The following is a 15,393-nucleotide window of genomic DNA, read 5'->3' as shown; positions in this document are numbered from 1 at the left end:
CCGCATGACCTCCCTGACGATCTACACCCCCGCCGGCGTGGTGGCCGAATCGGCCAGCGTGCGCCGCGCGGCCAAGCGGCTCAAGGGCCTGGGCTTCACCGTGAGCGTCGATGAATCGGCGCTGCTCAAGCACCAGCGCTTCGGCGGCGACGACGAGACCCGGCTCGCTGCCATCCACCGCGTGGCGAAAGCCGCGCCCGCCGTGGCCCTGCCCACGCGCGGCGGCTACGGCCTCACGCGCCTCCTCGACCGCATCGACTGGAAGCGCCTCGCGCACGCCGCCGAGCACGGCACGCGCTGGGTCGGCTACAGCGACCTCACGGCCCTGCAACTGGGCCTGCTCGCGCACACCAAGACCGAAAGCTGGTGCGGCCCGATGGCCTGCGGCGACTTCGGCCTCGACCCGACGAAGCACGAGCTGGACGACATCACCCCCGAAGTCTTCGTCGAGGCCATGATCGGCCAGCTCGAAGCGGTGGGCTTTCGCACCGAAGAGGGCTTCGACGGGCTCGACGTGCGCGGCAAGCTGTGGGGCGGCAACCTGGCCATCGTCAACTCGCTGCTGGGCACGCCGCACTGGCCCAAGGTGAAGGGTGGCGTGCTCTTCCTCGAAGACGTGAACGACCACCCGTACCGCATCGAACGCGGCCTGCTGCAACTGCACCAGGCGGGCGTGCTCGACGCGCAGAAGGCCATCGTGCTGGGCGACTTCAGCGGCTACAAGAAGTCGCCGCTCGACCGGGGCTACACGCTCAAGACGGCGATTGCGTACCTGCGCTCGGTGACGAAGACGCCCATCCTCACCGGCCTGCCCTTCGGCCACGTGCCGACCAAGGTCTGCCTGCCGGTGGGCCGCAAGGTGACGCTCGCGGTGCAGGGGCGTGATGCGTTCATCGCCTGGGGGCATGAGCCGGGCCATGGGCACGACGACCACGGGCATTGAGCGGCGGCTGGGGTGGGGCGGGGCCCGCCGATGCACGCTGGCCCTCGCCGCCAGCCTGCTGACCCTGGGCGCCTGCAACAACAGCCCCAACCCGGCCGGCAGCGCCGCGACGGACACGATGTTCACCGCGTTTCAAGAACGCTCGCCGCGCACGCTCGACCCCACGGCTTCGTACGCCAACAACGAAACGCCGGTCACCTACCAGGTGCATGAGCCGCTGTATGGCTACCACTACCTCAAGCGCCCCTACACGCTGGTGCCGAAGGCTGCCGCCGAGGTCGCCCGCCCGCGCTACCTGGGCAAGAACGGCGAGACGCTGCCCGACGACGCCCCGGGTGATCAGGTGGCCGAAAGCGTCTACGACATCCGCCTTCGCCCCGGCCTGCGCTACGCGCCGCACCCGGCCTTTGCGAAAGACGCGCAGGGCGGGTACCTCTACCACGCGCTGAGCGCGAAAGTCACCGCCGACAAGCGCGCGCCCCGCGACTTTGCCGAGCACGGCACACGTGAGCTGGTCGCCGACGACTTCGTCTACGCCTTCAAACGCCACGCCAGCCCGCGCATCGAAGCGCCGGTCTTCGGCGTGTTTGCCGAGCACGTGATCGGCCTGCGCGAATTCGCCGATCGCGTGAAAGCCGAAGACGCCAAGCTGCGCGCGGGCCTGGCCGCCGACGCGCTCGACAAACCCTTTCTCGACCTGCGCCAATGGCCGCTCGACGGTGTGCAGGCGCTCGACGCGCACACGCTGCGCATTCGCATCAAGGGCCGCTACCCGCAGTGGAAGTACTGGCTCGCGATGACCTTCGCCGCGCCCGTGCCGTGGGAGGCCGAGCGCTTCTACGCCCAGCCCGGCATGGCCAAGAACGGCCTGATGCTCTCGCGCTGGCCGGTGGGCACCGGGCCCTACACGCTCGACACCTACGAGCAAGACCGCCGCCACGTGCTGGTGCGCAACCCGCACTACCGGCCCGACCCCTACCCCTGCGAGGGCGAGCCCGAAGACGAGGCCGCCGGCCTGCTGAAGGACTGCGGCCAGCCGATGCCCTTCATCGACCGCATCGTCTTCCGGATCGAAAAAGAGAAGGTGCCCTTCAAGGCCAAGTTCGCGCAGGGCTACCTCGACGTGCCCGAGATCGAGCGCAGCGACTGGGGCCCCGAGTTCCTGGCCGACATGAACGATTCGAGCGAGGTTCGCCAGCGCTTCGAGCAACGCGGCTTCCGCTTCCCGAAGACGGTGGACCTGTCGAACTGGTACATGGGCTTCAACATGCTCGACCCCGTGGTGGGCTGGGGCGACACGGCCGAGCAGCGCGCGCGCAACCGCAAGCTGCGCCAGGCGATCTCGATTGCCGTCGATTGGGAAGAGGGCTACGGCCGCGTGTTCATGAACAAGGCCGGCGAGGCCGCGCACGGGCCGCTGCCGGCGGGGCTGTTCGGCTCGCGCCACGGCACGGTTGAAGGCCACAACCCCGTCACCCACCGTGTGGTGAACGGCCAGGTGCAGCGCCGCCCCATCGGTGACGCCAAGCGCCTGCTCGCCGAGGCCGGCTACCCCGACGGGCGCGACGCGAAGACGGGCCGCCCGCTGGTGCTGAGCTACGACTTCCAGCGTGCGGTCACGCCAGAGATCAAGTCCGAACTCGACTGGATGGTCAAGCAGTTCGCCAAGCTGAACGTGCAGCTCGACATCCGCGCGACCGACTTCAACCAGTACCAAGACAAAACGCGCAAGGGCCGGCACCAGGTCTTTCTCGGCGGCTGGCTGGCCGACTACCCCGACGCCGAGAACTTTCTCTTTCTGCTGCATGGGCCCAACGCGAAGTCGCTGCACGACGGCGAGAACGTCGCCAACTACGCCAACCCCGAGTACGACCGCCGCTACCGGCAACTGCAGTGGCTCGAAGACGGCCCGCGCAAGCAGCAGCTCATCGACGAAATGGTGGCCATCGCGCGCGAAGACGCGCCGTGGATGTTCGGCTACTTTCCCTACGCGGCCGGGGCCTACCAGGGCTGGGTGCACAACGGCAAGCCGAGCGTGCTGATCCGCGACATGCTGCGCTACCACCGCATCGACGCGGCCGCGCGCGTGCAGGCCCAGCGGGCGTGGAACGCCCCGGTGCTGTGGCCGCTGCTGCCCCTGTTCGTGGGGCTGGTGCTGGCCGTGTGGGCGCTGCGCCGCGCACTGCGTGCACGTGAGCAGGCCACCGCCTTGCCCGGGGCGCGGCCATGCTGAACCACGTCGTGCGTCGCGTGCTGTACGGCCTGCTGGTGCTGGTGGGGGTGAACCTGCTCACCTTCGTGCTGTTCTTCACCGTCAACACGCCCGACGACATGGCCCGCCTCAACATCGGCGGCAAGCGCGTCACGCAAGAGCAGATCGACAAGTGGAAGGCCGAGCGCGGCTACGACAAGCCGCTGTACCTGAATGCGCAAGCGCAAGGCACCGAACGCGTCACCGACACCGTGTTCTGGGACCGCTCGGTCTCGTTGATGGCGCTGCGCTTCGGGCGGGCCGACAGCGCCAGCGCGAGCGACATCGGTCACGAGATCGCCACGCGCATGGTCGTGAGCCTGCAGCTCGCGGTGCCGATCTTCGTGTTGCAGATCGTCTTCAGCGTGGGCTTCGCGCTGCTGCTGGTCTTCTTTCGGCACACGCGCATCGACTTCTGGGGCGTCGTGCTGTGCGTGGGCCTGCTGTCGGTGAGCAGCCTGTTCTACATCATCGTCGGGCAGTACCTCTTCGCGCGCGTGCTGCACTGGGTGCCCATCTCGGGTTACGCGCCGGGGCTCGACGCGGTGCGCTTTCTGGCGCTGCCGGTGCTGCTGTCGCTGCTGTCGCGCCTGGGCGGCGAGGGGCGGCTCTACCGCGCGATGTTTCTCGAAGAGATCGGCCGCGACTACGTGCGCGCCGCGCGCGCCAAGGGCCTGAGCGAAGGCCGCGTGCTGCGCCGGCACGTGCTGCGCAATGCGCTGATCCCCATCGTGACGAGCGCAGGCGGTTACCTGCCGTATGTGTTCCTCGGCAGCCTGGTGTTCGAGAGCTTCTTCGGCATCCCGGGCCTCGGGGCCTACGTCATCGAGGCCATCTCGGGGCAAGACTTCGCCATCGTGCGCTCGATGGTCTTCGTGGGCTCGCTGCTGTACGTGGCGAGCTACCTCGTGATCGACCTGATCTACGTTGCGGTGGACCCGCGCGTGCGGCTGGAGTGACGATGCCGAAGCTGGTGCTGCTCTGGTCTGACGCGGTGGTGTGGGCGCTGGTGGCGATGGCCTTCGCCGGCGCGTGGCACGTGTGGCGCCGGCCGCAGCTGCGCAGCACCTGGCGGCGTGTGCTGGCACGGCCCAGCGCGATGGGCGCGGCCGTGGTGCTGGGGGCTTTCATCGGCGTGGCCCTGCTCGACAGCCTGCACTTTCGCCGCGCCTTGCCGCAGGCCGGGGGCGTGGGCGTGGGCCACGCCTACAGCACACGCACCGAATCACTGTTCGACGCGCTGCTCGAAGCGCACATCGCCGGGCGCGAGGTGTCGTACTCGGCGCCGCTCGCGTCGCAGGCGTTTGCCAAGCTCGCGCAAGAGGTCGGTGGCCGCACCGAGATGATCCACCCCCGCCTCGTGCATGGCGGCCGGCACCTGGCCGACGACACCGAGCGTTGGGGTGACATCGCGCGCCGGGCGGGGCTGGGCCTGTTGACCGGCGCGGCCGTCGCCGGTGCCGTGGGCCTGATCGGACGCAGGCGCTTGCAGCGTTCGCGTCGTGAAGACGACCCCACCGAGCCGCTGCCCTGGCGCGCGGCCTTCTTCACCTTCGCCGCGCTGTGCCTCGTCACCGGCCCGGTGGCATTTCTCGCCTCGCACTACCACGTGCTCGGCACCGACCGCACCGGCAACGACGTGCTGTGGCAGGCGCTCAAGAGCATCCGCACCGCCTTCGTCATCGGCAGCCTCGCCACGCTGGCGACCTTGCCGCTGGCGGTGGTGCTGGGCATCGTGGCGGGCTACTTCAAGGGCTGGGTGGACGAGCTGATCCAGTACCTCTACACCGTGCTGTCGTCGGTGCCCAACGTGCTGCTGATCGCGGCCTGCGTGCTGATGATGCAGGTCTTCATCGACACGCACCCCGACTGGTTCGAGACCGGCGCCGAGCGTGCCGACGTGCGGCTGGTGCTGCTGTGCGCCATCCTCGGGCTCACGGGCTGGGCCACGCTGTGCCGCCTGCTGCGCGCCGAAACGCTGAAGCTGCGCGAGCTCGACCACGTGCAGGCCGCCGTCGCCTTCGGTGTGGGGCCGGTGGGCATCATGCGGCGGCACGTGTTTCCGAACGTGGCGCACCTCGTGGTCATCACGACGGTGCTCGACTTCTCGGCGCTCGTGCTCTACGAGGCCGTGCTGTCGTACGTGGGCGTGGGGGTGGACCCGGCCATGACCAGCTTCGGCGGCATGATCAACCTCGCCCGCAGCGAGATGTCGCGCGACCCCATCGTGTGGTGGTCGTTCACCGCCGCCTTCGTCTTCATGGTGACGCTGGTGCTCGCGGCGAACCTCTTCGCCGACGGCGTGCGCGAGGCCTTCGACCCGCGTGCGCGGGTGTACCGCGTGCGGCGCATGGGGGTGCGCGCATGAGCCGGTCGCTGGATGTGCAGGCGCTCAGCGTCGAGCTCGACGGCGACGCCGGCACCGTGCGCGCGCTCGACGCGCTGAGCCTGGCCCTTGCGCAAGGCGAGACGGTGGCGCTGGTCGGCGAGTCGGGCAGCGGCAAGAGCATGGCTGCACTCGCCTTGATGCGGCTCTTGCCCGAGAGCGGCCACATCGCCTCGGGCACCGTGCAACTCGACGGACAGAACCTGCTCGCACTGCCCGAACGGCAGATGCGCGCGGTGCGTGGCGGTCGCATCGGCATGGTGTTTCAAGAGCCGGCAAGCCACCTCGACCCGGTCATGCGCATCGGCGAGCAGATCGTCGAGGCCATCGAAGCGCACACCGCACTGCGCGGTGCGGCCGCGCGGGCCCAGGCCCTCGCGTGGTTGCAGCGCGTGGGCCTGCCCGAGGCCGAGCGCCGCATCGACGACTACCCGTTCCAGCTGAGCGGCGGCCAAAAGCAGCGCGTGATGATCGCCATCGCCCTGGCCGCCGAACCAGCGTTTCTGCTGGCCGACGAGCCGACCACCGCGCTCGACGTCACGCTGCAGGCCCAGGTGCTCGACCTCTTGCAGTCGCTGCAACGCGAGCGCGGCCTGGGGCTCTTGCTCATCTCGCACGACCTCGCGGTGGTCGCGGGGCGGGCCGACCGCGTCGCCCTGATGTACGCCGGGCAACTGGTCGAGCTGGCTTCGGCGGCCGATTTCTTCGCGTCGCCGCAACACCCGTACGCGCGCGCGCTGAGGGCCGCGTTGCCGGGGGCGGGGCGGCGGGGGGAGCCGCTCGCGGCCATCGCCGGCAACGTGCCGGCCTTGAACCAGCGTTTCACGGGTTGCCGTTTCGCGCCGCGATGCACGCAGGTGATGGCGCGCTGCCATGGCGAGGTGCCGCCCTGGGGGGCCGTGGGGCAGGGCGGGGTGCGGTGCTGGCTGGCGGTGGATGGACCGGTGGCTTCGGCGGGCCCCGCCTCGGTGCACGCCGTCAGCTCTCCCGCCCCCGCGCGCGCGGAGCCCGCCGAGGCACCGCGCAGCACACCGCTGCTGCAGGTCCACAAGCTCAGCGTGCGCTTCCCCATCCGCCAAGGCCTGTTGCGCCGCGTGAGGGGCCACGTCACTGCGGTCGATGAGGTCTCGTTCGACGTGCACGCCGGCGAGACCCTGGCACTGGTGGGCGAGTCGGGCAGCGGCAAGACCACCGTCGGCAAGGCCATCGTGCAACTGCTGCGCAAGCGCGCTGACGTGCAAGGCACCCTGCGTCTCGACGGCCGCGACCTGCTCACGCTCGAAGGCGACGCGTTGCGCGCCGCGCGCCGTGCGGTGCAACTGGTCTTCCAAGACCCCTTCGCCTCGCTGAACCCGCGCATGCGCGTCGGCGAGATCCTTCACGAAGGCCTCGTCGCCTTGTGCCCCGAACTGAGCGCGCCGCAACGCGAGCAACGCCTGGGCGCGCTGCTCGACCGCGTGGGCCTGTCGCCCGACGCGATGCAGCGATACCCGCACGCCTTCTCGGGCGGGCAGCGCCAGCGCATCGCCATCGCGCGCGCGCTGGCCGTGGGGCCGAAGCTGCTGGTGTGCGACGAGCCCACCTCGGCGCTCGATGTGTCGGTGCAGGCGCAGGTGCTCAACCTGCTGGCCGAGCTGCAGCGCGAGCTGGGCGTGGCGCTGCTGTTCATCACGCACAACCTCGCGGTGGTCGAGTACCTGGCGCACCGCGTGGTGGTGATGCACCAAGGCCGTGTCGAAGAAGCGGGGACCGTCATGCAGGTTCTGCAAGATCCGCAGGCGGCGTATACGAAAATGCTGGTTTCGGCGGTGCCTCGGTGAGGGGCCGTCGCTCACAACGAATGCATTGACTCGCCCAGCGCAGCACGCAGCGCGGGGTCGATTCCCAGAGGAGCACACATGGTTGGGTGGAAGGGTGCCCGTGCGGGCATGGCTTTGGCTGCGGGCGCGGCCTTGATCGCGGCGGCGTGGCCGCGACTGGCCTCGGCACAAAGCTCGACCCCGGTGGCCACGCCGCCGGTGCAGCAGCTCGAACGCGTCGAGGTCACCGGTTCGTCGGTGCGCCGCATCGACGGCGAAACCGCCTTGCCGGTGCAGGTGCTGTCGAAAGACGACATCCAGCGCTCGGGTGCGACCTCGGTGGTCGATCTCTTGCGCAAGCTGCCGGCGATGCAGGGCGCGCTGGGCCACACCAGCTCGCTCGCGGGCAGCACCTTCGGCTACGCCAACGTGTCCATCCACGGCTTCGACGACGTGCGCACGCTGGTGCTGCTGAACGGTCACCGCGTCACGAGCTTCGGTGGGCAGACCATCACCGGCTTTGCGGCGGCCTTCGACATCAACGCCTTGCCCATCGCGGCCATCGAGCGCATCGAGATCCTCACCGACGGCGCCTCGGCCGTGTATGGGTCTGATGCCATCGGCGGTGTGGTCAACGTCATCACCAAGCGCGGTTCGACCGAGGGCGAGGTGACGGCGGGGGTGTCCTTCCCCAAGGGTGGGGCGCGCGAAAAGCGTGTGAGCATCACCAAGGGCTTCGGCTCGCTGCGCGACGGGGGCTTCAACGCGCTGCTGTCGGTGTCGCACGACGAACGCACCGAGCTGCATTCGAGCCAGCGGCCGTATGCGAGCAGCGCGCGCTTCGACTTCACGCACGAAGGGCGGCGCTTTCGGGCCACGCAGCTGTCGGCCTATTCGGTGCCGGCCAATGCCATCGACTTCGGCGACGGCCTGTACCGCAACCCGGCGCTGCTGGCCGGTGGCGCATGCCCCACGGGGCATGGGCGCATCACCACGGCCGCGGGCGACGACTACTGCGGCTACGACTACGTGCGCGACATCCAGATCTACCCCGAGCAAAAGCGGTCGAGCGCCTTTCTTTCGCTGAACGCGCAGCCCGACGCAAACCAGAGCTACCACGCCGACCTGCTGGTCTCGCGCAGCCGCACCACCTCGCGCACAGCCCCGGCGCTGGCCTTCGGCGTGGTGGACCCCGGCACGCCGCTGCACGACACCTACTTCGCGCCCTATGGGCTGACCGAAAGCCAGTTCGCGCTGTACCGCCTGAGCGACCTGGGCCAGCGCGTGCGGCAAGACACCGCCGACCTCATCGACCTCAGCGTGGGCGGCAAGGGCCGCGTGAACGGCTGGGACTACCGCGCCGACGTGTCGCACTCGCGCAGCCGCGTGCGGTCGAGCCTGTCGGGCTACGTGGGCACGAACGCGGTGTACGACCGCATCGGCAACGGCACGCTCGACCCCTTCACCGGGGTGGGCACGCAACCCGGCTTCGACTGGTCGAGCATCAACTACCGGGGCGATTGGGACGGCGGCACCGCCGCGCTCGACACCGCCTCGCTGCGCGTGTCGCGCGACCTGGCCGAGCTGCCGGGCGGGCCGCTGGTGCTGGGCGCGGGGGTCAGCGCCTACCGCGAGCGCTTCCGCTACGAGCCGGGCGCGTTTGCGCAGGGGCTGCTGGCCGACCCCGTGGCGGGCACGCCGGCTGCGTCGCCGGGGGCGGGCGACATCAAGTCCGACGAATCGTTCGCGCTGACGCCGTATTCGGTCAAGCGGCATGCCGTGGGGGCGTTCGCCGAGCTGGTGATGCCGGTGGCGCGCAGCGTCGAGCTGAGCGGTGCGCTGCGGCACGACCGCTACTCCGACTTCGGCTCGACCACCAACCTCAAGGGCACCTTCCGCATCACGCCCTCGCGCCAGTGGCTGCTGCGTGGCTCGCTGGGCACCGGCTTTCATGCGCCCTCGGGCCCGCAGGTCAACGCGCCGCGCCAGTCGTATGGGGTGACGGCCGGCTACTACGACTGCAGCACCAATCCGGGCCTGCAAGCGGTGGCCGCCTCGCTCGGGGCGCAGTGCCAGGCCGATGGCTCGCAATACGACCTGCTGGCCGTGGGCAACACCGAGCTTGAGCCCGAGCGCGCGGTGCAGGCCACGCTGGGCCTGCGCTTCGAGCCGAGCACGTCGCTCAGCTTCGGTGCCGACTGGTGGTTCACCCGCATCCGCAAGCAACTGGGCGCGGTGACCGAAGCGGCGGCTTTCGGCGACCCGCAGCGCTACCCCGACTTGTGGACCACGGTCGATTCGGGCGGCACGACCTACCTCGCGCACATCGCCGCGACCAAGAACCTCGGCACCGCCTACAACACCGGCATCGACCTCGACGCGGCCGGGCGCATGCTGGCCGGTGGCGCCGAGTGGGGCACGCGCCTCAACCTCACTTACATGATCCGCCAGCGCGTGCAGTTGCAGCCCGACGGCCCGTTCTACTCGACCATCGGCACCTTCGGTGAGCTCGACGCCGTGGTGTTCCGCTGGATCGCCCGCTGGACGAATTCCGTCAAGTACGGCGACTGGACACACGCGCTCACCTTCAACGCTCGCGCCGGATACCGCGACCGCGCCGAGTGGGCCCAGCCGCTCGACGCCGCCGGCCAGCCCGTCGGGGACGAAGAACTGGTGCGCCTGCGCGTGCGCCGCCACATCACCGCCGACTGGCAGACCGACTGGGCCTGGCGCAAAGACTGGCGCCTGAGCCTGGGCGTGCTGAACCTGTTCGACCGCGACCCGCCGCTCACGCTGGCTTCGGGCGGCCTCAACAAGGGCCAGCAGGTCGGCTTCGACGACCGCTACTACGACCCGCGCGGCCGCACGTTCTACGCGAACGTGTCGTACGCGTTCTGAGCGCTCGGCACGGTGGTGCACGGCCGGTGGCGATGACCCCTTCGGTGACGCTCGAACGCCCCAGCCGCTGGCCGGGGCTGGTCGCCGTCGTGGGGCTGCACGTGGCGGTGGGCTACGCCATCGTCGCGTCGCAGAAGCCGCTGACGGCTGCGCCGCCGGCGGCCGTGGTGGCGACCATCGTCAGCGAAGCCCCGCCGCCCGCGCCGCCACCCCCGCGCACCGAGGTGCCGCCCCCGCCGCCGTTGGTGCCGGTGCGGCCGGCGGCCCCTGCACCGGTGGCGCCAACGCCGGTGACCCCGGCCCCCGCGCCATCGCCCGAGCCGGCACCGGCCCCTGTGCCGGCCCCCACCCCTGCACCCGCCGTGGCCCCGGCGCCGGCCCCCGCCCCGGTGCCAGCGCCGCCCGTGGCCCCCGCGCCGCCGCCCTCGGCCGCCATTGCGGTGGTCTGCCCCAACTACCAGCGGGCGCTGGGCGACTCGGCCTTCCCGCAAGAGGCCGTGCGCCTGGGGCTCGACGAGGGCGAGGCCACCATCGAGTTCATCGTCGGCCCGCGCGGCGAAACCAAGGGCGTGCGCGCGCTCAAATCCACGCACCCGGTCTTCGGCCGGGCCGGCGTGCGCCTGGTGTCCGAGTACCGCTGCATCGGCCAGGGGCAAGACATCGTGGTGCAGGTGCCCATCCGCTTCGTGCGGTGAGCCACAGCCCCGCCCGCCCCCGATGCCCGTAGCATTCGCCGCCGCCGCCCACCCGCTTTCGACTGCCTTGCCTTGCCTGCCATGACGTCTCACCGCTTCACCCCGCGCCGCCCGTTCGCCCACCGCCTCGGCGTGATCGCCGCGCTGGCGGCACCGCTCGTGGCGCACGCGCAAGAAGCCGCGACCGCCGCCACGGCCGTCGCGGTCGCCAACCCCTATGGTCCCGAGGCGCTGTGGGCGCAGGGCGACTGGGTGGCGCGCGGCACGCTGCTCATCCTCGCGCTGATGAGCCTGGGCAGCTGGTACATCTTCATCACCAAGCTCGTTGAGAGCCTGCGCATCAACGCGCAAGCGCGGGCGGTGAAGCAGAGCTTCTTCAAGTCCGCGTCGATCAAGGACGGCGCCGCCGCCCTGCCACCCGCCACCGCGTTTCGCTTCATCGCCGACGCGGCCCTGGCCGCGAACGAGCACCACGAGGGCGAGCTGACCGAGAACATCGACCGCAACACCTGGCTGGGCATGTCGGTGCAGCGCGCGGTCGATACGGTGCAAAACCGCCTGCAAGACGGCCTGGCCTTCCTGGCCACGGTGGGCTCGACGGCGCCCTTCATCGGCCTGTTCGGCACGGTCTGGGGCATCTACCACGCGCTCACCGCCATCGGCGTGGCGGGGCAGGCGTCCATCGACAAGGTGGCCGGCCCCGTGGGCGAGGCGCTGATCATGACGGCCTTCGGCCTGGCCGTCGCCGTGCCGGCGGTGCTGGGCTACAACTGGCTGGTTCGCCGCAACAAGCTGACGATGGAGTCGGTGCGCAGCTTCGGCGCCGACCTGCACGCCGTACTGCTGGGCAGCCGGCCCAAGGCCTGATCGGCCGCTCACCACCCGGGTCGCATGAGCTTTCGCTCGATCACCTCGCCCGCCGCGTCGGCCGACGACGACGAGCTGCTGTCCACCATCAACACCACGCCGCTGGTGGATGTGATGCTGGTGCTGCTGATCATCTTTCTGATCACCGTGCCGGTGGTGCGGCAGACCGTGCCGCTCAGCCTGCCCAAAGAGCGCAACACCGCGCGGCAACTGAAGGCGCAGACCATCGAGATTTCGGTCACCCGCGACGGCGCCTTGTTCTGGAACGGCCAGCCGCTGGCCGACGCCGGCGCACTTGCGGCCCAGCTGGGCGCCATCGCCCGGCAAGACCCGCAACCCGAGGTGCAGGTGCGCGGCGACGAAGCCACGCCCTATGCGCGCATCGCCCGCGTCGTCGAGGCCTGCCAGCGCGCGGGCATTCGCAAGCTCGGGTTCATCACCGAACCGCCGGCGCGGTAAGGGGGCAGGGCTGAACCATGGCGATTTCAACCCCTTCCGGCAACGGCGGTGACGACGACCTGATGGTCGAGATGAACACCACGCCGTTGATCGACGTGATGCTGGTGCTCTTGATCATGTTGATCATCACCATCCCGATCCAGCTGCACTCGGTCAACCTCGACCTGCCCGGGCAGCAGCCGCCCCCCGCCGTGCCCCCGCCCGCCGTGCGCATCGCCTTCGACGCCACCGGCGCCGTGCGCTGGAACGACGAGCCCATGGCCGACGCCGCCGCACTCGACGCCCGCCTGCGAGGCATCGCCGCCCAGGCCGACCCGCCAGAACTGCACTTGCGCCCCGACGCCGCCACGCCCTATGGCGCGGTGGTGGGGGTGATGGCCAACGCGCAGCGCTTGGGGCTGGCGAAGATCGGGGTGGTCAGCCGGCAGCCTTGACGCCGAGGTGGCTTCACAGCCGCCGGCACTGCCGCATCAGGTCTTGTGCGATGGCATCGACGTCGAGGTAGGGCGCGCGCACGCCCGGCCCGAAATCGCGGCGTGCAGCTTCCATCGTGCGTTCGAAGTGCTCGTGGCCCAGCACCGCGAGGATGGGCTGGGTGATGGCCTTGGCTTCGCTGTCCCAGCTGAGCTTGGGGTGGTGCATCACGTAGCCGTTTTTCTGCATCGACTCGACCCGCGAGCCGCCCGCGTAGATCTGCGCCACCATCGCCCGCACCGGCGTGTGCACCAAGGCGCGCATGAAGGCATGGCGAATCAGCGCGAAGAGGCCTTGGCCGCCTTCGCCCGGCACCGTGGCGGCCCGCGTGAAGGTGCCGAAGGGCAGGGGCAGGGCCACCCCGTGCAACGAGTACTCCATGAAGGCTTCGGCTTCGGCCTGCCCGCCCAGCACGGTGACGCGCAGCGTCGAGCGCATGGTGCCGCTGCGGTCCCAAACGGCCAGCACCGTGCCGTCGTCGTCGGCCGGGCCCCAGGCGAGCGTGGCGAAGTCGTTCCACTCGAACTCTTTCGAGCGTTCATAGGCCGAGCGGCGCACCGCCTCGACCTCGGCCTTGTGCTCTGGCGTGGCGAGGCCCACGAAATAGTCCCAATCGCCCCCCACGGCTTCGCGGCTTTGCTGGGTGTGTGAGGGCGCGCGAGCGGGGGCCTGGGGGTTGTCAGAAACGTCGAACACGCGGTCGAGCATGGTGGGGTAGCTGTCGGGGTGCCCCTGAGGGTTGCTGTTGATCTCAAGAAACCAGGGCTGACCCTCGGCGTCGATGATGGCGTCGAGCACGAAGCCCACGCTGCCTTGCCCCCGGGGCAGCGGCAGGTGCGGGGCGATCAGTCGGCCGGCTTCTTCGAAGCGCTGCACCACGGCGTCGCGCTGCGGGTGCCGCAACATGTTGGCGTTGCCGTAGATGGTCGGGTTGAAGGGCGAGATGTAGCGGTAGTCGCAAACGATCTTCTGGCCCTTCGCCGGCACGTCGGTCAGTTGCACCCCTTGCAGCGCGGCCAGGGGCTGCACCTCGTGGTAGGCCATGTCGGGTGCGGCAGCCCGAAGCAACTCGTCGTAGGTGCTGCTGCCATCCCCGGTGAGCGTGGGCATCTCGAAGGCTTCGAGCACGCACAAGTGGCCGCCCCAGTACCAGGCGCGGGCGATGCGCCCGAACTTGAACTCTTCACAAAACTCGCCCGGCTTCAAGCGCAGGTTGACCGCGGCCTCGGCCTTGTACGGGCCGCGCATGCCCTGGCCAAACGAACTGCGTTCGAGCTTCACGAGGTAGGGCGCGTTCACGTCTTCGACGCGTTCCCGCAGCGCCGGCACCGGCAGGCCCAGTTCGTCGGCCAGCTTCTTGAACGCGATCTTGCTGACCGAAATGCCCCAAGGCTCAGGCCGATACGGCAGCCAGCCGACGAAGGCCGGTGTTTTCTCTTCCGGCATCGGCATGTAGTTCGTCACCCCCGGTGCGGGGCGCACCACGAACTGCGGAAAGAACGACACGCGCTGCTCACCCAGTTGCAGGTCGAGCATGTAGGTCGCCACATCGACATGGGCCTGGGCCCCCCGCTGACGCACCCACGCGTTGACGCGGATGAGGTGCTCCATGAGGTTGGTTTTGTAGCGGAAGTCCATGGGGAGTATTCAGGGCAGGTTGGTGCCTGGGGGGCGGCCGGTTAGCGAATTGAGGCTGTGGCAAAAGGCCGCCTGACCCTGGGCTTGGTGCCTGCTGGCGACTCATGCACTTGCATTTTTGGGGAAGCGCCCGGTTCCACCGTCTAGATAGGGAACCTCGACTACTTGGTCGTCCAGTGCGCTAGCTTCGAGAAGAGACCGGATGCTGGAGGGCGGGGCGGACTGCCAACGCACGATGCACGGGCCTCTATAGGCCCGGAACTCCTGCACACCGACGATACCCCCCCTGAGTCGATCAATGCCACACCGCATTTCTACGACTGCACTTCCGTGCTGGTCGAGAGAAGTGTCCTCATCGAGGCTTCCCTGTCGGCCGTTGAAGAACGCTAGTGCCTCTCGGGTGGTATCGATCTCGTACTGGTGGGACTCACGCCTGAGTATGCGGTCGAATTCGAGAAGGGTTGACACGAGCTTCTGGCTCGCCTTCCCCTCGAAGCCCAGTTCCTCTCGGAGCGACCCGTCTGGCGCTCTTGAGACGAAAACCGCTTGTTTGGCAAACGGCTTGCTGAACAGCGACCGGAAGGCGAGGCGGCCCCGAATCCGGTATCCACCTCCGTTGACACATGGCTCCAGGGAGAAAGCATCGTCCGGCGGGCTCGCATTCTTTCTGTAGTTGAAAGAAATCCACTGTGCGAAATCAAAGTCGAGGTTTTCCTCTTGCGACGAGGCGCAGAAGACGACATTTCGGATGCATTCGTTTTCCACGTCCTCCCTATCGACGAGGAGTGTGGATTGGAAGTTGAAAAGCGGCGGATCGCTTTGGGATCCTTCGATCTCATAGACGAAGGGTGATGACTCGGAGATGAATTGAATCAGTCCCTCATCCTTGACGAGGTAGCGGGTCTCACCAACGTGAAACTGTGCCTCAAGCTCCTGGTTAACTAGGAGGAGACCATGAATGGCAACCAGATGGGACTCCATAT

Annotated in this window: 12 protein-coding genes; 10 read left to right on the top strand and 2 right to left on the bottom strand. The window is 69.2% G+C overall.

The genetic code is table 11. The annotated features are described in order from the left end of the window. Positions 1-4 precede the first annotated feature (4 nt). The 10 genes from AC1KAT_RS01255 (at position 5) to AC1KAT_RS01210 (ending at position 12,732) form a co-directional block, all read left to right on the top strand. Entirely contained in the window at positions 5-943 is a 939-nt protein-coding gene (locus AC1KAT_RS01255) for an LD-carboxypeptidase (protein WP_480321960.1), read from the top strand. After that, the gene (locus AC1KAT_RS01250; protein WP_480321959.1) at positions 918-3,176 is read left to right on the top strand and encodes an ABC transporter substrate-binding protein; all 2,259 of its coding nucleotides are present in this window, start codon (positions 918-920) and stop codon (positions 3,174-3,176) included. Before AC1KAT_RS01255 ends, AC1KAT_RS01250 begins: the two co-directional genes overlap by 26 nt. Continuing rightward, positions 3,170-4,153 carry an ABC transporter permease gene (locus AC1KAT_RS01245; protein WP_480321957.1) on the top strand — a complete coding sequence of 328 codons (984 nt, stop codon included), beginning with the start codon at positions 3,170-3,172 and terminating at the stop codon, positions 4,151-4,153. The genes AC1KAT_RS01250 and AC1KAT_RS01245 overlap by 7 nt, the downstream gene beginning before the upstream one ends. Before the next feature lie 2 nt (positions 4,154-4,155). Then, on the top strand, positions 4,156-5,562 hold the full coding sequence (locus tag AC1KAT_RS01240; RefSeq protein WP_480321955.1) for an ABC transporter permease: 1,407 nt from the start codon (positions 4,156-4,158) through the stop codon (positions 5,560-5,562). After that, on the top strand, positions 5,559-7,400 hold the full coding sequence (locus AC1KAT_RS01235; RefSeq protein WP_480321953.1) for an ABC transporter ATP-binding protein: 1,842 nt from the start codon (positions 5,559-5,561) through the stop codon (positions 7,398-7,400). Before AC1KAT_RS01240 ends, AC1KAT_RS01235 begins: the two co-directional genes overlap by 4 nt. 78 nt (positions 7,401-7,478) lie before the next feature. Further along, positions 7,479-10,277 (top strand): TonB-dependent receptor plug domain-containing protein, encoded by a 2,799-nt coding sequence (locus AC1KAT_RS01230; RefSeq protein WP_480321951.1) that lies wholly within the window; start codon positions 7,479-7,481, stop codon positions 10,275-10,277. A 32-nt stretch (positions 10,278-10,309) separates the two neighbouring features. Next, a complete protein-coding gene (locus tag AC1KAT_RS01225) occupies positions 10,310-10,972 on the top strand; it encodes an energy transducer TonB (RefSeq protein ID WP_480321948.1) in 663 nt (220 codons plus the stop codon). Between the two features lie 81 nt (positions 10,973-11,053). Continuing rightward, positions 11,054-11,839 carry a MotA/TolQ/ExbB proton channel family protein gene (locus AC1KAT_RS01220; protein ID WP_480321946.1) on the top strand — a complete coding sequence of 262 codons (786 nt, stop codon included), beginning with the start codon at positions 11,054-11,056 and terminating at the stop codon, positions 11,837-11,839. Positions 11,840-11,878: 39 nt separating this feature from the next. Then, the gene (locus AC1KAT_RS01215) at positions 11,879-12,298 is read left to right on the top strand and encodes an ExbD/TolR family protein (protein WP_480324282.1); all 420 of its coding nucleotides are present in this window, start codon (positions 11,879-11,881) and stop codon (positions 12,296-12,298) included. Between the two features lie 17 nt (positions 12,299-12,315). Beyond that, positions 12,316-12,732: an ExbD/TolR family protein gene (locus tag AC1KAT_RS01210; RefSeq protein ID WP_480321944.1), complete on the top strand. Its 417-nt coding sequence runs from the start codon at positions 12,316-12,318 to the stop codon at positions 12,730-12,732. 13 nt (positions 12,733-12,745) lie between these two features. Here the strand turns inward: AC1KAT_RS01210 and AC1KAT_RS01205 are convergent, their stop codons facing one another. Both AC1KAT_RS01205 and AC1KAT_RS01200 read right to left on the bottom strand, forming a co-directional pair. Further along, entirely contained in the window at positions 12,746-14,410 is a 1,665-nt protein-coding gene (locus AC1KAT_RS01205) for a hypothetical protein (RefSeq protein ID WP_480321942.1), read from the bottom strand. A gap of 102 nt (positions 14,411-14,512) precedes the next feature. After that, positions 14,513-15,391 (bottom strand): hypothetical protein, encoded by an 879-nt coding sequence (locus AC1KAT_RS01200; protein ID WP_480321940.1) that lies wholly within the window; start codon positions 15,389-15,391, stop codon positions 14,513-14,515. Positions 15,392-15,393 lie beyond the last annotated feature (2 nt).

The sequence above is a fragment of the Piscinibacter sp. PDB5-1 genome (assembly GCF_056676035.1).
Note: the sequence above shows the minus strand (reverse complement) of the source record. Positions and strands in the feature narration are given on the sequence as shown.